The organism is Streptomyces sp. NPDC085944, assembly GCF_040686295.1.
Taxonomy (GTDB): Bacteria; Actinomycetota; Actinomycetes; order Streptomycetales; family Streptomycetaceae; genus Streptomyces; species Streptomyces salinarius.
Window position 1 is genome coordinate 354,418 of the sequence record NZ_JBFBJX010000002.1, and the last position, 19,668, is coordinate 374,085.

17 protein-coding genes and 1 pseudogene are annotated in these 19,668 nt (G+C 73.9%); 9 read left to right on the top strand and 9 right to left on the bottom strand.

The window, feature by feature from the left end; genetic code table 11:
• The first annotated feature begins 137 nt into the window (after positions 1 to 137).
• The 3 genes and pseudogenes from AB0P07_RS05360 to AB0P07_RS05370 form a co-directional block, all read left to right on the top strand.
• Complete coding sequence (locus tag AB0P07_RS05360; protein ID WP_365545382.1) at positions 138 to 422, top strand: SHOCT domain-containing protein; 285 nt, start codon at positions 138 to 140, stop codon at positions 420 to 422.
• Entirely contained in the window at positions 419 to 1,168 is a 750-nt protein-coding gene (locus tag AB0P07_RS05365; protein WP_365545384.1) for an ABC transporter ATP-binding protein, read from the top strand. Before AB0P07_RS05360 ends, AB0P07_RS05365 begins: the two co-directional genes overlap by 4 nt.
• A pseudogene (locus tag AB0P07_RS05370) lies at positions 1,165 to 1,731 on the top strand (ABC transporter permease); the annotation flags it as partial. The gene AB0P07_RS05365 and the pseudogene AB0P07_RS05370, both read left to right, overlap by 4 nt.
• A 400-nt stretch (positions 1,732 to 2,131) precedes the next feature.
• Here the strand turns inward: AB0P07_RS05370 and AB0P07_RS05375 are convergent.
• A complete protein-coding gene (locus AB0P07_RS05375; protein WP_365545386.1) occupies positions 2,132 to 2,680 on the bottom strand; it encodes an ATP-binding protein in 549 nt (182 codons plus the stop codon).
• Positions 2,681 to 2,865: 185 nt separating this feature from the next.
• Positions 2,866 to 3,189, bottom strand: a complete 324-nt coding sequence (locus tag AB0P07_RS05380; protein WP_365545869.1) for a hypothetical protein — start codon at positions 3,187 to 3,189, stop codon at positions 2,866 to 2,868.
• A gap of 346 nt (positions 3,190 to 3,535) precedes the next feature.
• Here AB0P07_RS05380 and AB0P07_RS05385 point away from each other — a divergent pair, with 346 nt between their 5' ends.
• On the top strand, positions 3,536 to 4,660 hold the full coding sequence (locus tag AB0P07_RS05385; protein WP_365545389.1) for a PLP-dependent cysteine synthase family protein: 1,125 nt from the start codon (positions 3,536 to 3,538) through the stop codon (positions 4,658 to 4,660).
• Between the two features lie 21 nt (positions 4,661 to 4,681).
• Here the strand turns inward: AB0P07_RS05385 and AB0P07_RS05390 are convergent, their stop codons facing one another.
• Both AB0P07_RS05390 and AB0P07_RS05395 read right to left on the bottom strand, forming a co-directional pair.
• Positions 4,682 to 5,155 (bottom strand): SRPBCC family protein, encoded by a 474-nt coding sequence (locus AB0P07_RS05390; RefSeq protein WP_102931852.1) that lies wholly within the window; start codon positions 5,153 to 5,155, stop codon positions 4,682 to 4,684.
• 202 nt (positions 5,156 to 5,357) lie between these two features.
• The gene (locus AB0P07_RS05395; RefSeq protein WP_365545392.1) at positions 5,358 to 6,182 is read right to left on the bottom strand and encodes a DeoR/GlpR family DNA-binding transcription regulator; all 825 of its coding nucleotides are present in this window, start codon (positions 6,180 to 6,182) and stop codon (positions 5,358 to 5,360) included.
• Between the two features lie 255 nt (positions 6,183 to 6,437).
• Here AB0P07_RS05395 and AB0P07_RS05400 point away from each other — a divergent pair, with 255 nt between their 5' ends.
• Positions 6,438 to 8,813 (top strand): hypothetical protein, encoded by a 2,376-nt coding sequence (locus AB0P07_RS05400; RefSeq protein ID WP_365545395.1) that lies wholly within the window; start codon positions 6,438 to 6,440, stop codon positions 8,811 to 8,813.
• Positions 8,814 to 8,841: 28 nt separating this feature from the next.
• Here AB0P07_RS05400 and AB0P07_RS05405 read toward each other — a convergent pair whose 3' ends face one another.
• From AB0P07_RS05405 to AB0P07_RS05420, 4 genes are all read right to left on the bottom strand, one after another.
• The gene (locus tag AB0P07_RS05405; protein WP_365545398.1) at positions 8,842 to 11,283 is read right to left on the bottom strand and encodes a right-handed parallel beta-helix repeat-containing protein; all 2,442 of its coding nucleotides are present in this window, start codon (positions 11,281 to 11,283) and stop codon (positions 8,842 to 8,844) included.
• Positions 11,284 to 11,391: 108 nt separating this feature from the next.
• A complete protein-coding gene (locus tag AB0P07_RS05410; protein ID WP_365545401.1) occupies positions 11,392 to 11,997 on the bottom strand; it encodes a hypothetical protein in 606 nt (201 codons plus the stop codon).
• Positions 11,998 to 12,233: 236 nt separating this feature from the next.
• Positions 12,234 to 13,061: an MOSC N-terminal beta barrel domain-containing protein gene (locus tag AB0P07_RS05415; protein WP_365545404.1), complete on the bottom strand. Its 828-nt coding sequence runs from the start codon at positions 13,059 to 13,061 to the stop codon at positions 12,234 to 12,236.
• A gap of 42 nt (positions 13,062 to 13,103) precedes the next feature.
• On the bottom strand, positions 13,104 to 13,547 hold the full coding sequence (locus AB0P07_RS05420; protein WP_365545406.1) for a DUF6643 family protein: 444 nt from the start codon (positions 13,545 to 13,547) through the stop codon (positions 13,104 to 13,106).
• 295 nt (positions 13,548 to 13,842) lie between these two features.
• Between AB0P07_RS05420 and AB0P07_RS05425 the strand changes: the two genes are divergently transcribed.
• Positions 13,843 to 15,168, top strand: a complete 1,326-nt coding sequence (locus AB0P07_RS05425) for a TerD family protein (protein ID WP_365545871.1) — start codon at positions 13,843 to 13,845, stop codon at positions 15,166 to 15,168.
• Between the two features lie 19 nt (positions 15,169 to 15,187).
• Here the strand turns inward: AB0P07_RS05425 and AB0P07_RS05430 are convergent, their stop codons facing one another.
• On the bottom strand, positions 15,188 to 16,432 hold the full coding sequence (locus AB0P07_RS05430; protein WP_365545408.1) for a glycosyltransferase: 1,245 nt from the start codon (positions 16,430 to 16,432) through the stop codon (positions 15,188 to 15,190).
• Positions 16,433 to 16,471: 39 nt separating this feature from the next.
• Here AB0P07_RS05430 and AB0P07_RS05435 point away from each other — a divergent pair, with 39 nt between their 5' ends.
• From AB0P07_RS05435 to lnt, 3 genes are all read left to right on the top strand, one after another.
• Positions 16,472 to 17,257 (top strand): aspartate/glutamate racemase family protein, encoded by a 786-nt coding sequence (locus tag AB0P07_RS05435; protein WP_365545411.1) that lies wholly within the window; start codon positions 16,472 to 16,474, stop codon positions 17,255 to 17,257.
• Between the two features lie 79 nt (positions 17,258 to 17,336).
• Positions 17,337 to 17,879, top strand: a complete 543-nt coding sequence (locus AB0P07_RS05440) for a hypothetical protein (protein ID WP_102931861.1) — start codon at positions 17,337 to 17,339, stop codon at positions 17,877 to 17,879.
• 124 nt (positions 17,880 to 18,003) lie between these two features.
• Positions 18,004 to 19,617: an apolipoprotein N-acyltransferase gene (gene lnt / locus AB0P07_RS05445; RefSeq protein WP_365545414.1), complete on the top strand. Its 1,614-nt coding sequence runs from the start codon at positions 18,004 to 18,006 to the stop codon at positions 19,615 to 19,617.
• Positions 19,618 to 19,668 lie beyond the last annotated feature (51 nt).

Consider the following 19,668-nt stretch of genomic DNA (forward strand, 5'->3'; position numbering starts at 1 on the left):
AGGAAGCAGCCGCGGACCTCCGGCGTACTCCCCGCAGGGTACGCACACTGCCGCTGGCCGTACGACGCCCCGGACCCCCTCCCGGAGCCAGGCTCGGAAGCGACACGAGAGACATCGCGACCGAGGAGTTGGACGACATGGAGACCCTGGCACAGTTCGGCGACGGCGGGCCCGGCCCGTGGATCCTGCTCTTCCCGGTGATCTGGGCACTGCTCATCGGCGGCGGCATCACCCTGCTGCGCCGCACGGTGTGGCGCGGGCGCCGCGGACCCGGGCGGCTCGGCGCCGTCGAGGACAACTCGCCCATCACCGTGCTCGGCCACCGCTTCGCCTCCGGCGAGATCGACGAGGACGAGTACTGGCGCCGGCTGTCCGTGCTGGACGAGCAGTTCGGCCGGACGGGCAAGGGCGGTGCGGCATGACCACGACGACCGACACCCGGGCCGCGGCCCGGGTCGTGGACGCCGTGAAGGCGTACGGCGGTGGCGACACCGCCGTACACGCCCTCGACGGCGTGAGCGACGACTTCCCGGCCGGCCGCTTCACCGCCGTCATGGGGCCCTCCGGCTCCGGCAAGTCCACCCTGATGCACTGCGCCGCCGGACTCGACACGCTCACCACGGGCGCCGCCCGCATCGGCGACACCGACCTGAGCGCCCTCGACGACCGGCGGCTCACCCTGCTGCGCCGCGACCGCGTCGGCTTCGTCCTCCAGGCCTTCAACCCGGTGCCGACGCTGACCGTCGCCGAGAACATCACCCTCCCCCTCGACCTGGCGGGCCGCCGCGGCGACACCGAGTGGGTCGACGCGCTGATCGACGTCGTCGGACTGCGCGACCGCCTCCACCACCGGCCCGCCGAACTCTCCGGCGGCCAGCAGCAGCGCGTCGCCGTCGCCCGCGCCTTCGCCGGGCAGCCGGACGTCGTCTTCGCCGACGAGCCCACCGGCAACCTCGACTCCCGCTCCGGCGGCGAGGTGCTCGGCCTCCTCGGCCGCACCGTGCGGCAGACCGGGCGCACGGTCGTCATGGTCACCCACGACCCCGTCGCCGCCGCCCACGCGGACGAGGTCGTCTTCCTCGCCGACGGACGCCTCGTCGACCGCATGGACGCGCCGAGTGCCGACAAGGTCCTGGACCGGATGAAAGCCTTCGAGGCGCCGTCATGAACGCCCCCGTCCCCGTCCGTCTGAGCGTCTCCTTGCTCAGGGCCCACAAACGCCGCTTCGCCGGGACCTTCCTCGCCGTGGTCCTCGGCGCCGCCTTCCTGCCCGGCACCCTGGTCATGGGTGACACGCTCCGCGCGAGCTTCGACACCATGTTCGGCGACGCCGTCGGCGGCACCGACGCCATCACCACGCCGGGCGAGAGCCAGGGCGTACGGCGGCCCGTCGGCACCGACCCGGTCCGGACGATCGAGCGGGTGCCCGGCGTCGCCGCAGCGGCCCCCAGCATCCAGGGCGCCGGCCAGCTCGTCGGCGCGAACGGCGAGCCGAGCGGCGGCCAGGGCCCACCCACCGTGGCCGGCAACCGGATCACCGAACCGGAGCTGAACCCGTACCGCCTCGCCGAGGGGCACGCCCCACAGAAGTCCGGCGAAGTCGTCGTCAACCGCGGCACCGCCGAGAAGGGCGGCCTGGCGATCGGCGACATCACGACCCTGCGCACCCCCGACCCGGTTCGGGTCACCGTTGTCGGACTCGCCACCTTCGGCGGCGAGGACGGCATGGCATAGGTGACCCGTCACCGACCCGCTCGCCCTGGACCGCACCTTGGACCTGGGCACCGTCCACGGCTCGCTCGACGACCTGGGCACCGACGGCATCGCGGTCACCGCCAGCGAGGCGGACGAGTTGGGCCTGACCACCGGCGACACCACACGCCTCACCTTCCTTGCCCGGCAAGGCGGTTCGGCAGGAGGGAGCGCGTCCGCCTCGACCGGGCCCGCTGCCGCTTGCCGCCGCGTATCGTGCCGCCGCTCGCCGTCCGTCCCGCGTTCCCCGGGCGGCCGACGCGCCGTCAGGGTCGGTGCCGTCCCCGCCGGTCGCCGACCGCCGCGGACGCGCACCCGCCTTCCGGGCGGCGCCGGAACCGCGACGCACGGTCCGCGGCAGCGGACGGTCACCGCCCGGTCAGCCGACAGCGGCCGACCGGGCGGGAGCGGGTTGGGGACTGCCGAGTCCGACCGCGTGCTCGACCTCGGCGAACGCGGCGGCCGGCACCTCTTCGACCAGACGACGCGGCGGGCGGGCCGACACGGGTGGCGCGGCGGGTGGGCGGGCGGTGACGGCCGTCGGGAGCGTGAACCAGACGACCTTGCCCGATTCGCCCTCCGGCCGTGCGCCCCAGCTCTCGCTCATCGCGGCCACCATGGCGAGCCCGCGCCCGCACGTGGCCAAGGGCTCGGCGTCGTCCACGACGGGCAGCCGCGGATCGTGGTCGCGCACGGAGACCGTCAGCCGGTCCAGGAGCAGTGCTATTTCCACGGTGCACGTCTTGTCCGGCCGGGCGTGCAGGTGGACGTTGGTCAACAACTCCGTCACGCCGAGCACCGCCCGGTCGATCAGGAGATCCATATGCCAGTAGCGCAATTGCGCAGATACGATTCTGCGGACCTGGCCGATCCGCGACGGCAGGGCTTGCAGCTCCACCGTGCAATGTCTGCTTGGGTGACTGATCACGGCTGCGACTCCCCGACATAGAGGTCCGGAAGAACACGGAGTTCGGATCCAGCGAGGCGCACACGGCGCACGCCGCCCGCTGTCATGGCCGGCGGGCTGGTTCGCAGCGTTATCGCCGGTAAACCCAGAGTGACGTGAGACCAGCGTGACGCAAGGGGCGAGGCACCGCAACTTACGGACATCTCTCAGACGCGGCGTCCGGCCGCACTGCGCACCGCCTCGATGAAGCGGCGGGCCGCGGGCGGACCCGGCTCGCCGGGGGCGGGGTCACGCTCGCCGAGGGTCAGCAGGTACCGCTTGCCGTTGAGGTCGGCGAGCGCACGGTCCTCGGGGCCGAACCACGGGCGGGAGGCGCGCACCGCCTGCACCGGCGCGCTGTCTATCTCGCTGCCGTAGCTGGTGAGCAACTCGACCCGGCCACCGCTGATCCGGACCGTCCCGGCCCGGGTGAGTGACCGCAGCCGTTTGCCGATCCGCACCCCCGTGGCCCTGAACTCCGGCTCCGCCATGGCCGTCGCCCCCTCGTGCCCGTCGGTTGTCGGCCCGTGCACCGACCGCGATGCTCCCGGTACCGGCTCGTGTCGTGCTCCGGTGTGCGCCCGCGACGGGAATCCGGTCCCGCCGCTGGCAGTCTGCCCGCACCGCGCCCCGAGCACCAGTACGCGCCGCCCCTTTCCGGAAGAGACCGGAGCACTCGCACGAATGCGCCCCCGCCGCGTCCACCGCGCCGCCCCAGGGGTGTCTTTGGGGCTCCCAAAGAGGTGTTTATGCAGGTGAGAAGCGTGCGGAAGGTGTTTATGATCGAGTTGTCGGCCGCGCTGTCCGCCGTCGGCGCGCAGCGTAAGGAGCCCCGAAGTGAGCACTGACCGGCAGACCGCCCCCGGCGCAACCCTCGACGTCGACCGCAGCGACGCCGCCTACCGCGCCTGGCTGAAAGAGGCCGTCCGCAAGGTCCAGGCCGACGCCAACCGCTCGGCCGACACCCACCTGCTCCTGTTCCCGCTCCCCGAGCGCTGGGGCATCGACCTGTACCTGAAGGACGAGTCGACCCACCCGACGGGCAGCCTCAAGCACCGCCTCGCCCGCTCCCTGTTCCTCTACGGCCTGTGCAACGGCTGGGTCCGGCCGGACCGACCGGTGATCGAGGCGTCCAGCGGCTCGACGGCCGTCTCCGAGGCGTACTTCGCGAAGCTGATCGGCGTGCCGTTCATCGCCGTCATGCCCCGCACGACGAGCACCGAGAAGATCCGCCTGATCGAGTTCCACGGCGGACGGTGCCACTTCGTGGACGACTCCCGGCGAATGTACGAGGAGTCGGCCCGCCTCGCGGCGGAGACCGGCGGCCACTACATGGACCAGTTCACCTACGCCGAACGCGCCACCGACTGGCGCGGCAACAACAACATCGCCGAGTCGATCTTCCGTCAGCTGCGGCTGGAACGGTATCCCGAGCCGTCCTGGATCGTCGCCACGGCCGGTACCGGCGGCACCTCCGCGACCCTCGCCCGCTACGTCCACTACATGCAGTACGACACCCGGGTCTGCGTCGCCGACCCGGACAACTCCTGCTTCTTCGAGGGCTGGACCACCGGGGACCCCGAGGTGGCCTGCGACCACGGTTCCCGCATCGAGGGCATCGGCCGGCCCCGGATGGAGCCGAGCTTCGTGCCGGGCGCGATCGACCGCATGATGAAGGTGCCGGACGCGGCGAGCGTCGCGGCGGTGCGCGCCCTGGAGCGGGCGATCGGGCTGAAGGCGGGCGGTTCCACGGGCACCGGGCTGTGGAGCGCGCTGAAGATCGTCGCCGAGATGGTGGCCGCGGGGGAGCGGGGCAGCGTCGTGACGCTGCTGTGCGATCCGGGGGACCGGTACCTCGACAAGTACTACTCGGACGACTGGCTCGCCGAGCAGGGCCTCGACATCGGGCCGTACACCGCGGCGATCGGGTCCCTGCTGCGCACGGGCGCCTGGCCCCACTGACCGACCACGGCCCGTGCCGGGCTACGGACGCCGCAGCCGCCGGTCCAGCGATGTCACCGCGCCCCGGAAGGCGCGTCCCAGCCCGGGACGCGCCCGGTCGAGCACGAAACGGAACAGCGCGGTGCCGTCCGCCGCGAACGTCCACCGCACCCGTGTGCCGGTACCGGCCGGTGTCAGCCGCCACTCCTCCAGCATCGCCCGGGCACCCGGTGCGTTGGTGACGTCGACCCGGTAGGCGTACACCTCGGGACGCTCGGCCGCCAGCACCGTCTCCACGAAGCGCGTACCGCCTCTGAGCCGGATCTCGCGCCCCGCGCCCTCACCGATGGGCCGGGCGAACGTCACCGCCGAGAACCACGCCGTCCAGCCGGGCACGTCCTCGGCCAGGGCGCGGAAGACCGCGTCGGGAGCGGCGGAGATCTCCCGGGCGAAGACCAGGCGTACCGGCGCCGTCTCGACGAAGTCGAGACCCACCGGACGCAGTCGGCGCGCCATGACCACCACCCCCTTGTGCGAAGCCGCGCGTGCGGACGTTCGGCCGGGTGGCGCCACCATAGCCCCGGGCGCGTCGAGTGTCAGCGTGGCGGGGGCCACACGGAATGCCGGCGCCGCGCATCGCAGGGACAGGCCCGCGAGCTGCCGCACACGGCAGGGGACCTTGCGTACGCCGAAGCCGAAGCCCCCGCTCCCGCCGACGTCAGTCGGCCGCGGGCTCCGGCTCGCCCGCCACGACCAGCCCGAGGTGCTCGGCGACCTCCGCGCGAGCCCCCGCCGACAGGCCGGAGTCGGTCACCAGCGTGTCCACCTGCTCCAGCGTCGCGAACGAACTCAGGCCCACCACGCCCCACTTGGTGTGGTCCGCCACCACCACGACACGCCGTGCCGACTGCACGAGCCGCCGGTTGGTCTCGGCCTCCGCGAGGTTCGGCGTGGACAGGCCGGCCTCGGTCGATATGCCGTGCACACCCAGGAACAGCACGTCGAAGTGGAGGGTCGCGATCGCCTGGTCGGCCACCGGGCCCACCAGCGAGTCGGAGGGCGTGCGCACCCCGCCGGTGAGCACCACCGTCGCCGCGCCCTGCCGCGCCCCCGAGGTGCGCTGCGCCACGTGGAACACGTCGGCCACCCGCACCGAGTTGGTGACCACCGTCAGATCCGGCACGTCCACCAGCCGGTGCGCCAGGGCGTACGTCGTCGTGCCGCCCGACAGGGCGATCGCGGCGCCCGGCGCGACCAGTTCCGCGGCGGCCCGCGCGATGTCCTCCTTGGCGGTCGGCTCCAGACCCGACTTGGCCTCGAACCCGGGCTCGTGGGTGCTCGCCTCGGCCACCGGGACCGCGCCCCCGTGCACCTTCTCCAGGACGCCCTGCCGGGACAGCGCGTCCAGGTCGCGGCGGACCGTCATGTCCGACACGCCGAGCTTGCGGGTCAGCTCGTTGACCCGGACCCCGCCCCGGCGGCGCACCTCGTCGAGGATCAGGGCGCGTCGCTGCTCCGCGAGGAGGTTCGGATTCTCACTCACGTACGCTCCGGTCCTTTCGCCGCAAAACCGTCCGACACGCCGACGCACTCGCTCCGATGAGGACTTCTCCCCGCACCCGTGCGCGGACGTCCCATCCTCGCACGCCCCGCGACGGCCCGCGCCACCGCCTGCCCGGCCGCACCGGTCACACGGATCGGGGAGATTGCGTGCCGAGGGGTGTAGGACGCCCGCGGAGTGGAGATCCTTGTGCCCGCACGGACACAGCCGACGGCGCGTCACGGGGGAGTGCGGACAGTGAAAGAGGCGCAGGAAAGGGCCGGGAAGGGCAGGAGGGGCGGGAGGGGCGGGAGGGGCGACAGAAGCGGCACCGCCCTGGAACTCCTGGTGCACGGAGTGGGCGGCACGACACCCGCCGAGATGCTGGACGACCCGCGCACCGTGCGGATCACCGGCGACCACGTCGCGGCCGTCTTCCGGCGCAGCGAGGACGCCGACGCCGAGTCCCGGCCCGGGGACTACCGCGGCCGACCGGTGCCCGAGGCCTACGTCTGGTGCAACCTCACCTCCGGCAACGGCACCCGCGCCCTGTGGCTGCTGCTCCTGCCCTTCATGGTGGTCAACCTCGCCCACTGGATGCGGCCCGCCGCCGACGGCCGGATCCGCACGGTCCGCCTCTACGGGCTGCTGCTGCGCCTCACCGGCCTCACCCTGACGGTGCTCCTGGTCGGCGCCGCCTGCGAGGTCGCCCTCGACCTCGTCGCCTGGCAGTGCGCGGGCACGCACGCGTGCGTGGAACGGCACTCCTGGCTGGGCTTCCTGTCGCCGGTGATGTCGGACGGCGGCTGGTGGAGCCCGCCCGGCCGCAGGCTCGCCCTCGCGGCCGCGGTGCCCGCCGCGCTGACCGGGCTGCTGTGGTACCTGTCGCTGCGCACCTGGCGCGCGTACGAGTCCCAGCAGCCCATGGCCCGCGAGAACGACCCGGAGGAGAACCCCCGCGGCGGCGCGCTGAGCCGGCCCGGGTTCTGGTACGGGCGCCGCCTGGTGGCCCGGCTGCGTGCCGCCCACACCGCCGCCGGGCTGCTGACCGTCGCCGCGGGGGTCGGCGTTCCGGCGGCCCGCTTCGACCGCCGGCCGGGCGGACCCGCGCTGCTCGACACACTGGGATGGGTGCTGCTGGGGGCACTGGTCACGGGGGCGGTCGCCGTGGTGGCGGTGGTGTGCCGCCGGGGCCGCAGCGAGCGGCGCCTCGACCGGGAACTCGACGCCCGCCTCGTGCGCAGCCTGCCGCTCGCCGCCCTCCTCCTGTTCGTCCTCGCCCTGCTGTACGGCGGCTGGGCCCGCCCCGGATGGACGTCGCACGGGCGGCTCTCGGGGGACCTGGCCTTCGGCAGCGTCGCCCTGGTGCAGGGGCTGCTCGTCATCGCGCTGGCCGTGGTCGCCCACCTGCTCCACCGCAGCCGCCCCGACGCCCGGGCCGCCGTCCGGGGCCTGGGCGGTCCCGCCGTGGCCATGCTGGCCTGCGCGCTGGGCGGGGTCATGTCCGGCGGCGTCGCCCAGCGCGTCTCCGACTGGATGGACGGAACCGGCACGTTCCTCGAAGGCCCGCCCGTCCTGCTGACCTGGCAGGCGTCCGTCATCCCGCCGCTGCTTCTCGTGCTGCTGCTGATGTGCGCCGCGCTGGCCCGGCACACGCTGCGCCTGGCCCACGCGGAACGGGACGCGGTGGAACACGACCACCCGGGGCAGACCGGGGACCCGGCGCGCACCCGGCGCATCGCGCTGACCCGGGCCACGGCCACGCTCACCGACCGGGCGCCCCTCCTCGTCGCCCTCACCTCCACCGCGACCCTGCTGCTCGGCGCCGGAGCCCTGGTGGGCGCCCTGGCGACCGACCAGGTGCCCGGCGAGGCCGCGCGCGGCACGTACGCCGTCGTCCAGGGCGCCGCGCAGACCGCACAGGAACTGGGCTCCTGGCTGATCGGCCTCGGCTTCATACTGTTCGTCACCTGGGGCCGGCGCGCCTACAAGGACGCCTCCGCGCGGCGCACCATCGGCATCCTGTGGGACGTCGGTACCTTCTGGCCGCGCGCCGCGCACCCCTTCGCACCGCCCTGCTACGCCGAGCGCGCGGTGCCCGACCTGACCTGGCGCATGGCGACCTGGACCCGCGTCACCGGCGGGCGGCTGGTCATCTCCGGGCACTCGCAGGGCAGCGTCCTCGCCGCCGCCGCGTCCTGGCAGCTCGAGCCGTCCGCCCGCAAGCGGGTCGCCCTGCTCACCTACGGCTCCCCGCTGGAGCGGCTGTACGGCCGCTGGTTCCCGGCCCACTTCGGTCCCGACGCGCTCGCCTCGCTGCACGAGGAGGTCGACTGCTGGCGCAACCTGTACCGGCGCACCGACCCCATCGGCGGCCCGATGCGGCTGCCGGGCGACGCGGGCCCCGCAGTGGACCGCGCACCCCTCAAGGACCCGTTGACGTACGGCCGCACCGAACTCCACCCGCTGCCCGCGCCGATCCTCGGCCACTCCGACTACCAGGCAGACCCCGCCTTCGCCGAGGAACGCGCGCGGCTGCTGGCCCGGCTGCGCCCGGAGGTGCCGGCGCCGCGCCACACGGGCGGAGCGGCGACGTCCGTCCCGGCCGCGGACGACGCGACCGGGAACTGCTGAGACCCGCCGGGTCCCGCCGTCGGTTCCGCTACGGCAGCTCGGGCAGGTCCTCGGGGTACAGCAGCGTCAGGTCGTCCGTGCTGGGGTCGGACAACTGGGCGACCCGGCTCGCGTGCCGCTCCACCATCGCCTCGAAGGTCTGGCGGGCGGTGCGGCCGTTGCCGAAGGCCGGGCCCTTGGGGATCTCCGTGAAGTACTTCGTCAGTGCCTCCGACGTGCCCGGTCCCAGCCGGTACTCGTGCTCGTCGGCCTGCTGCTCCACGATTCGCAGCAGTTCCCCGGGGCCGTAGTCGCCGAAGGTGATGGTGCGTGAGAAACGGGAAGCCACACCGGGGTTGACGGACAGGAAGCGCTCCATCTCCGTCGTGTACCCGGCGACGATCACCACGACCGCCTCCCGCTGGTCCTCCATCAGCTTGACCAGCGTGTCGATGGCCTCCTTGCCGAAGTCCCGGCCAGCGTCCTCGGGGGAGAGGGCGTACGCCTCGTCGATGAACAGCACGCCGCCGTGCGCCCGCTGGAACGCCTCCTGGGTGCGGATCGCCGTCGAGCCGATGTGCTCGCCCACCAGGTCCACCCGGGACACCTCGACCAGGTGGCCCTTGTCCAGTACGCCGAGCGAGGCGAGGATCTCGCCGTACAGCCGGGCGACGGTCGTCTTGCCGGTGCCGGGGGAGCCGGTGAAGACCAGGTGCCGTTTGACCGACGCGGCCTTCAGGCCCGCCCGCTGCCGGCGCCGGCCCACCTCGATCATGTCGGTCAGCGCCCGCACCTCGCGCTTGACGCTGTCCAGGCCCACCAGGGCGTCCAGTTCTCCCAGCACGGCCTTCGAGGTGCGGGCAGGCTCCGGCGAGGCGGCGGCCGCGACCAGGGGCTCCTGCTCGGTGGTGCGCTGCCCGGGGATCGAGCCCAGCAGACCGGGGGACTGGGCCGCCGTCTGCACCACCGGCTCGGGCGCCGCGGCGGGCGTCGTCAGACCGGTGCTCTCGTCGCTGGTGCAGTCCTCGACCAGCGGCCCGGAGTCGTACGCCGCGTCGGGGCCGCCCTCCGCGAATTCGAACCCACCGCGCGCGCACCGCTCCGTACGGCACTTGCGCAGCGTCGTACGGCACCCGTCGATCACGTGGAAGCCGTACCCCGCGCTGCCGGTGACCCGGCAGTTCAGGAAGCTGCCGCGGCCGCCGGCCGACACGTAGACGCCCGCCTCGGAGGGGGAGTCGACCGTGCAGCGCTCGATGGTGGGGTCGGCACCCTTGGTGACGATCACACCGGTGCGATTGCCGTCCAGGGTGCAGTTGTTCAGGGTGCCGCCGCTGCCGTGGTCGCGGAACCAGGCGCCGGTGGCGGCGTCCCGGATGCGGCAGTCGTCGAGCTGCGCGGTGGCGCCGTCGCTCACCGAGACGGCGGTGTTGCGCACCTGGGAGAGGTCGCTGTCGACGACGTCCGCGCGCGAGCCCCGGTCCAGGACGAACAACGCGTCCGGCACGTCGTGCACCCGGCAGGAGTCGAGCACCGCGGTGGCACCGTCGGAGACCCAGACCGCCGGGTAGTCGCCGGTGCTGTCGAAGATCTCGCACTGGTTGGCGTCCACGCGCGTGCCCGGGTCCCACACCGACAGGCCGTTGCGCCCGAACTGCCGCACGCTGGTGCGGGTCAGGGTGAGGACCGAGCGGGACCTGAGGTCGACCGCGTTCTCCGGGATGTCGTGGATGCGGCAGTCGGCGAGGGTGAGCACCGCGTCCGTGTCCAGCGTGACCCCGTCGCCGGTGGTGCGGTGCACGTCGCAGTCGGTCAGGTGCGCCGTGGCCCGGCCGGTCACCTGGACGCCGCTGCCCCGGACCTCGTAGACCTCGCAGCCCACCGCCTCCAGGGCGGAGCCCTCGCCCGTCGCCGTCAGTCCGGAACCCGCCGCGTGGTGCACCCGGCAGCGGTCCAGCCGGGGGTGGGCGCCGGAGCGCACGGCGACGCCCGCCTGCCCGGCCGCCACCACCTCGCACTCCTCGAACACGCCGCCGCCGCCGTCCAGGACGGCGATGCCGACACCGGCCGGATTGTCGACCGAGCAGCGCCGCACCGTGGGACGCGCGCTGCCGCGCACCTCTATCCCGGAGGCGGAACGCGCGACGACGCGCAGACCCAGCAGCTCCGGCGTTCCGTCCTCGACCAGCACCGCGGGGGCCGCCGCGTCCTGGCCCTCGACGTGCAGGTCCTGGATCACCGCCGAGGCGCGCACGGTCAGCGGGACACCGTCGGTGGGCGCGATGCGCACCGAGCCCTGGGCGCCGTCGGGCCCGCGCAGGGTCACCGCCCGCTGGACGACGAGGTTCTCCCGGTAGGTCCCGGGGGCGACGGTGAGCACGTCACCGTCGGCCGCTGCCTCCAGGGCGGCGGCGAGCGATGCGTACTCACCCGTGCGGCGCCGCCACCGCGAGGTGCCGGTGTGCGTCACCTGGACCGTGCCCTGTGCCATGGCGTTGCTGTGCCCCCACCTCGTCGTACGCGGGTCGTCGCCGATTCGGTTCGGCCGGTCCACCGTAGCGTGCGCGCAGGCGGTGAGTTGACCGGAGGCTCAAGCCCGTCAACTGCCCGCGCCGGTCCTGCCCCAGTCCGGGCCCGCCCGCTCCCACTCCCGCTCAAGGCGTGCGTACCGGCGGCGGACCAGGCGCCAGACCACGATCCGCCGGACGGCCTCCACGAGGGCCGCGGCCGCCACCGCGGTGCCGAACCCGGCAAGCACGGCGTGGGTGGTCGCGGTGGCGGAGTCCAGCGGGCGGGCCACCTCACGGCCCCGCGCGTCCGTCCAGAGCGCGAACCGGTCGCCGCTGCGCGGGTCGTCGAGGCCCACCAGGACGGGGGCCTCGTGCCGTGAGCCGTCCGGCCCCGTCCAGCCGGCCAGGACACGGCTGCGCAGGCCTTCCCCCGAACTGCCCTCCGGGTCGACACTCAGGGGCGAACGCTCCAGGGCACGGACCACGGTGGCCGTCACCCGGTGCCGGGACTCGTGCTGTTCGCGCACCGACCGCTGCAGCGCGTGCTGCGCGGCGCCGCCCACGAGGGCGCCGATCAGAGGGGCCACGGACAGCATCAGCAGCAGCGCCGTCAGCGCCACCCAGGCCTCGGCCAGGTCGCTCGCGCGGCACAGGGGATTGCCTCGCCAGCGCCAGAGACCCCTGATCGCTCGCACGCCCACGCCCTCTTCCCGCTCTGCTCCGCATCCCCCCCGCCGAGCCGTCCACGCCGACCCCGGCCGGACCGGTGGGCCGCGGGAACGTGCCGCCCCCGCTCGCCGGCCCGGGCCGGACCGGTTCTCATGGACCTCTCATCAAGCCCAACGCGCCGATCCCGCAACGGGTTCCCGTCACAGGGCCGTTCGTCCGAAACGTGGTCCGGTGCCGTGCGTCCGGCGCGAACGGCCGCACGTCACTCGACGATCCGCACGGGATCGCCCACCCTGACCGTGCCGCCGCCGAGGGGGACCAGGCTCTGCCCGAAGACCAGCCTGCCGTCGACGCGCCGGTGCCGGCCGAGGCTGCGCAGCGGCTCGGCGCCGCGGCCGGCGGTCTCCTGGTCGGTGGTGGTCACCACGCACCGCCCGCACGGCTTGGCCACCCGCAGGACGACCTCGCCGACGGCGACGCGCGACCAGGTGTCCTCGGCCCAGGGCTCGGTGCCGGACACGACCAGGTTCGGCCGGAAGCGGTTCATGGGCAGCGGGCCCTCGTCCGCGTGCTCGCCCCGTGCGATCAGTGAGTTGAGCGCGTCGAGCGAGGCCGTGGTGGTCAGCAGCAGCGGGAAGCCGTCCGCGAAGGAGACGGTCTCGCCCGGCAGGGCGTACTCCGGGTCCACGGGGCGGCGGGTGGCCGGATCGTCGAGGTGCACCAGCCGGACGTCGGCTCCGAGCAGTGCGCTGCACCAGGCGTGCGCGGCCTCGTCCTCGGCGGGCAGCGCCTCGACCTTGTCGCGGAAGATCCGCACCGTCACGCTGACCGGCGCGCGCGGGACCGGCACCGTGAGCGGTGCCATGCCGGGCGCGGACAGCCGTACGCCGCCGCCGGGCAGGAGCTCGGCGACGGCCAGGGCGAGGCGCGGCTGCGTGCGTTGCGTGACGACCTTTCCCCCGTCGTCGATCAGCATCCAGCGTCGGTCTCCGGCCGGCCCCCAGGGCTCCACGACAACCTCCTGGAGCGGCAGGCTCCGGAAGGCCTTGACCGGATGGACGTGGATCGACTGCAGTCGCGCGTATCCCATGGTGTCATGGTGCCAGGTGGCACCGACAGCCCCGAGGACGGCTCAGTAACCGCGGTACTGCTGCTGGTTGTACGGATCCTGGTACGGCGCGGGGGCCGGCCGGGGAGCCGCGGGACGCATCGCCTCGTACCCCGCCGGGCCGGGCGCGGCCGGGCGGGGCTGCTGCGGCTGCTGGGGGCCGGGGTATCCGCGCGGGGCGGTCGCCTGGTGCGGGATGTACGCGGCCTGGGCCTGCTGCAACGGGGCGGGCTGCGGGGCCTGCTGCGGATATCCGTAGGAGGGCTGCGAGGGGCCCGCCGGGAGGGCGGGCAGGGCGGACGGCAGCGCGGGCAGATGGCTGCTGCTCGGCATGTCGTACGCGGCGGGGACCCGGATCGGGGCGATCTGCGGTGTGCCCCGTTCGGCCACGAGCGAGTCGTAGATCGGAGTGTCCGGGAAGGAGGCGGAGTAGTAGCCGCCGCCATAAGTGGAGCGGGGGGAGGTCATGGCCATAAGTTAAGCCCACGATGTGCTGGTTGGGGAGACCGATAAGAGGGTTGTTTTCCGTGTCCGCAGTGACCCGGCATCCTCAATGCGAGCGAACTTGGCAAAATGGGGCGTCATGCCGCGAGTTTTTGCGGTAAAGGCGGAGTTCCGGGAGGGTTACCGGCGGTTGACCGAACCTTCTGCGGCACTCCTCTCCAAGGGCGGGTGGCCCGGAGAATAGGTTGGGCGTCGAGAACTCGACGATTCGCCGGGAAGCGGCCCGGCTCGGTGACACGTGATGGGGGCGGGCATGTCAATGCCGAAAGGATCGAACACCCCGGTGCCGACGACGGCACTGCGGGTCGAACTGGGCTGGCGATCCGGCCCGGGCGTGCCCGACGCGGACGCCTCCGCCCTCCTCCTGGTGGGCGGCAAGGTCCGTTCCGACACGGACTTCGTCTTCTACAACCAGCCGGCCCACTCCTCCGGCTCGGTCCGCCACGAGGGCAAGCGGGACGCCGGCGGCCGGGTGACCGACAGCCTCCTCGTCGACCTCGCGCGCGTGGAGCCCGCGATCGAGACCGTGATCCTCGCCGCCTCCTCGGACGGCGGGCCGTTCGGACAGGTCCCCGATCTGTACATCGAGGTCCGCGACGCCGCGCGGAACACCGTCGTCGCCCGCTTCGACAACCCGGGCGCGACCGTCGAGACCGCCTTCGTGCTGGGCGAGTTCTACCGCCGGCAGGGCGCCTGGAAGTTCCGCGCCGTGGGCCAGGGGTACGACAGCGGACTCGAGGGCCTGGCCACCGACTACGGCATCGCCGTGGACGAGCCGCAGCACGCACCGTCGGCCGCGCCTCCCGCGCCGGTGACACCACCCGCACCCCCCGCTCCGCCGGTCACGATGCCGCCTCCCGCACCTCCCGCTCCGCCGGTCACGATGCCGCCTTCCGCTCCACCCGCGGCACGGCCGTCGGCCGCCGCGCCGCCCTCCGCCGCGCCGGTCCGCCTGACCAAGGTCACGCTCACCAAGTCGGCGCCCTCCGTCTCGCTGACCAAGCAGGGCGGCACCTCGGGCGCCATGCGCGTCAACCTCAACTGGCAGGTGCGCAAGCAGTTCTCGGGCTGGGGACGCAAGCTCGGCCGCCCGGTCGCGATGCACGACGACCTCGACCTCGACCTGTGCTGCCTGTACGAACTGAGCGACGGCAGCAAGGGCGTCGTCCAGGCACTCGGCAACGCCTTCGGGGCGCTGGACCGGCCGCCGTTCATCCACCTCGACGGCGACGACCGCACCGGCGCCGTGTCGACCGGCGAGAACCTCACCATCAGCCTCGACCACAAGCAGTACTTCCGGCGCATCCTCGTCTTCGTGACCATCTACGAGGGCGCCCGCTCCTTCGCCGACCTGCACGCCACGGTCACCCTCCAGCCGCAGTACGGCGCCCCGGTCGACTTCTCGCTCGACGAGTGCACCGTGCCCTCGACGGTGTGCGCCCTCGCGCTGATCACCAACACCGGAAACGACCTCGTCGTCCAGCGCGAGGCCCGCTACCTGGTGCCCGATCGCGGGGTGAGCCCGCAGCGGACGGTCGACCACGCCTACGGCTGGGGCATGAACTGGACCCCCGGCCGCAAGTGACCCGCTCCGGGGCGGGCGCTCAGCCCTCCTCGGGCACGGCGTCGGGACGGGCGTAGGTGCGGCCCTTCCAGGCCGCGCCGCGCCCCCGGTAGTGCTGCACCGCCGAGTCGACCGTCATCAGGAGGTACAGGAACGCGGTGAAGGGCAGCAGCGGCGCGAGCCACCGGGGCTGCCGGTAGTAACGGAGCATCGGCAGATACGTCCCCGCCATCACCAGCCAGGCGGCGGCGCCCGGCAGGGCCGTCGTGCCCTGCCCCGCCGCCAGGCCGACGACCACCGCAGCGGGCGGCACCAGATACACCAGCGCGAGGCCGATCACCGTTCCGGCGAGTGCCAAGGGGTTGTGCCGCAATTGCGCGTAGGCGCTGCGCGAGACCATCCGCCACAGGTCGTGCAGCCGCGGATAGGGGCGCACGCTGTCCACCCGGTCGGCCAGGCCCAGCCAGACCCGGCCGCCCGCGCCTTTGACCGCGCGGGCGAGGGCCACGTCGTCGATGACGGCCTGCCGGATGGCGTCCGGGATCCGCGCCCGCTCGGCGGCTTCGGTCCGCAGCAGCACGCACCCGCCCGCCGCGGCCGCCGTCCGCGTCCCCTTCTTCCCCCCGCTCCCCGCGCGGCCACCGCCGATCCACCGGAACGGATACAGCTGGGCGAAGAAGTAGACGAAGGCCGGCACCACGAGCCGCTCCCAGAGGCTCTCCACCCGCAGCCGGGCCATCTGGGAGACGATGTCGAACCCTCCGGTGCCGGCCGCCGACACCAGGGCGCGCACACTGTCCGGCGCGTGCGCGATGTCGGCGTCGGTCAGCAGCAGGTACTCGGGTTCACGCGCGCGCGCCAGGTCGATGCCGTGCCGCACCGCCCACAGCTTCCCCGTCCAGCCGGCGGGCGGCTCCCCGGGCGAGGCCACGGTGAGCGGCAGTCCGCCGTGCCGCCGGGCCAGCTCGCAGGCCAGCTCACCCGTGCCGTCCGTGCTGCCGTCGTCGATCAGGAAGACCTCGGCCCGCCCCGGATAGTCCTGGGCGAGCAGCGAGGGCAGGCTCGCGGGCAGCACCGCCGCCTCGTCGCGCGCCGGAACGACGACGCACACGGGGGGCCACACGCCGGGCTCCTCCCGGGCCGGGAGTCTGACGTCCGTACGCCAGAAGAAGCCCCGGGCGAGCAGCAGCCACAGCCAGGCGGCGAGGGAGAGGGCTGACCCGAAGGTCACGACGGTCACGACGAAAGTCCACGCATCGGCGCTCACGTGCGCAGTCTGCCCCACGGCACCGGCCGGTGGCGGCGCATCGTCTATGGTGGCCGGGTGAAGATCGCGCTCATGGACTCCGGAATCGGTCTGCTGGCGGCCACCGCCGCGGTACGACGGCTGCGACCGGACGCCGATCTCATCCTCTCCCTGGACCCCGACGGCATGCCCTGGGGCCCGCGTACCCCCGAGGACCTCACCGGACGCGCCCTCGCCGTGGCCGAGGCCGCCGCGGCCCACCGTCCGGACGCCCTGATCGTCGGCTGCAACACCGCCACGGTGCACGCGCTGCCCGCGCTGCGCGCCCACCTCGAACCCGGGGTCCCCGTCATCGGCACCGTCCCGGCGATCAAGCCCGCTGCGGCGGGTGGCGGCCCCGTGGCGATCTGGGCGACGCCGGCCACCACCGGCAGCCCCTATCAGCGGGGGCTGATCGAGGAGTTCGCGGGCGGGGCGACGGTCACCGAGGTGCCGTGCCCGGGACTCGCCGACGCCGTCGAGCACGCGGACGAGGCGGCGATCACCGCGGCCGTCGGCGCCGCGGCCGCCCTCACCCCGAACGACGTGACGACCGTCGTCCTCGGCTGCACCCACTACGAACTGGTCGCCGAGCGCATCCGGGCCGCCGTCCAGCGCCCCGGCGCCCCGCGTCTCGTCCTGCACGGCTCCGCCGGGGCCGTGGCCGCCCAGGCGCTGCGCCGCATCGGTGCCCGGCCCGACCCCGGCGCCCCGGCGGCGGGCACCCTGACCGTGCTGCTCAGCGGACGGGAGGGCACCCTTCCCGCGCCGGCACTGGCCTACGACGAGGGCAGGCTCCTGCACGCGGTCACGCCGGCCCGCTGACGGGCGCGCCCGCCCGGTCGGCCCAGTCACCCTGCGCGACGAGGTACCCGCGCAGCGAAACATGAGTAACCTCGTATCCATGAGGCATCGCCACGGCGAGACCGTCCCCCAGTCGAACGTCTGGACCGGCCGTGCCACCAGCCGGATCCAGTGGTTCCTGGCGCTCATCGGCGCCGCCTGCGTGGCGCTCGGCATCGCCCTGGCCGTCGAATCGGCCTGGGAGTCCGGCGTCGCCCCGCTCGCCATGGCCGTCGTCGGCTGCATCGCGGCGGGACTGCTGGTCCTGTTCGGCACGCTCGCGTTCGTGCACGTCGCGCTGAGAGTCGACGAGGACTGTCTCGAAGTGCGCTGCGGCCACATCGGCGTGCCCCGCCGCCGCATCCCCCTCTCGCACGTCGCCGGCGCCGAGTTCGCCCCGCACGTCACCCCGCGCCACTGGGGCGGCTGGGGCTACCGGTGGCGGCCCGAGCGGGGCACCGCCGTCGTCGTGCGACGCGGGGAGGGGCTGATCCTGCGGATGTGGGACGGCCACACCTTCACGGTCACCGTGGACGACGCGGAGGCCGCCGTCCAGGTCATCAAGGACCGGCTGCGCCCGAAGACACCGGGCCCGGCCCACTGACCCGGCGCACCCGGGCCGCCGGCGGGCGGGCGTGGCGGACGACGCGGCACGGGCCGCCCACACCCCCGCGACCTCCCGGGACCGTCCTGTCAGCAGGCCGGGCGCCCGCCGTACACTCCGGGGGGTGACAGCCACCGCAACCTCCGTCGGCGAGTCGGACCGTACGCAGCCGCAGACCACGCCCGCCTCCCGGGCCGCCGCGCGGCTCCTGCGCCTCCTCCCGGCCGCCGCTGCGGCGCTCTCCGGAGTGCTGCTCTACGTCAGCTTCCCGCCGCGCACCCTGTGGTGGCTCGCGCTGCCCGCCTTCGCCGTCTTCGGCCGGGTGCTGCGCGGCCGCGGCTGGAAGGCGGGCCTCGGCCTCGGCTACCTCTTCGGCCTGGGCTTCCTGCTGCCCCTGCTGGTGTGGACCGGCGTGGAGGTCGGACCCGGCCCCTGGCTCGCCCTCGTCGCGATCGAGGCGCTCTTCGTCGCGGCGGTCGGCGCCGGCGTCGCCGCGGTGTCGAAGCTGCCCGGATGGCCGGTCTGGGCGGCGACGCTGTGGATCGCGGGGGAGGCCGCACGCGCGCGTGTGCCCTTCGAGGGCTTCCCCTGGGGCAAGATCGCGTTCGGTCAGGCGGACGGTGTCTTCCTGCCGCTCGCGGCGGTCGGCGGCACCCCGCTGCTCGGCTTCGCGGTCGTCCTGTGCGGCTTCGGCCTCTGTGACGCCGTCCGCCTGGCCGTCCGGGCCCGCCGGGGCGGCGAGGTGCGACGCGGTGCCGCGGCGGTGGCGCTGCTCGGCCTGGCCGTCCCCGTCGTGGGCGCCGTGGCCGCCCGTCCGCTGGTCAGCGACGAGGCGGAGGACGGCACCGCGACCGTCGCCGTGGTCCAGGGCAATGTGCCCCGCGCGGGTCTCGGCTTCAACGCCCAGCGCCGGGCCGTACTCGACCACCACGTGCGCGAGACCCTGCGGCTGGCCGCCGAGGTGAAGGCGGGCAAGCTGGCACGCCCCGACTTCGTCCTGTGGCCCGAGAACTCCTCGGACATCGACCCCTTCGCCAACCCGGACGCGCGCGCGGCCGTCGACCGTGCCGCCCAGGCCGTCGGGGTGCCCATCTCGGTCGGCGGCGTCGTGGAACGTGACGGGAAGCTGCTCAACGAACAGATCCTCTGGGACCCGGACAAGGGCCCCGTCGACACGTACGACAAGCGACAGATCCAGCCCTTCGGCGAGTACCTTCCCCTGCGCTCGCTCATCGGAGCGATCAACGACACCTGGACCACCATGGTCAGCCGGGACTTCAGCCGGGGCACCGAGCCCGGTGTCTTCACCATGGCCGGCACCGAGGTCGGCCTGGTGACCTGCTACGAGGCGGCCTTCGACTGGGCCGTGCGCTCCGAGGTCACCGACGGCGCCCAGATGATCTCCGTGCCCAGCAACAACGCGACGTTCGACCGCAGCGAGATGACCTACCAGCAGCTCGCGATGTCCCGGATCCGCGCGGTCGAGCACAGCCGTACCGTCACCGTCCCGGTGACCAGCGGCGTCAGTGCGATCATCATGCCGGACGGCAGGATCACCCAGAAGACGGGCATGTTCGTGGCGGACTCCCTGGTCCAGGAGGTGCCCCTGCGCTCCTCCGAGACGCCCGCCACCCGGCTCGGCATCGCCCCCGAGATCGCCCTGGTGCTGGTCGCCGCCGGCGGGCTGGGCTGGGCCATCGGCGCCGGTGTGCGCGGGCGACGCGCCCGCGACGTGTAGCCGTACGCCCGCCGCACGCCCCGTGACTTCGGCAGGAGCGGTCCGCCCGCC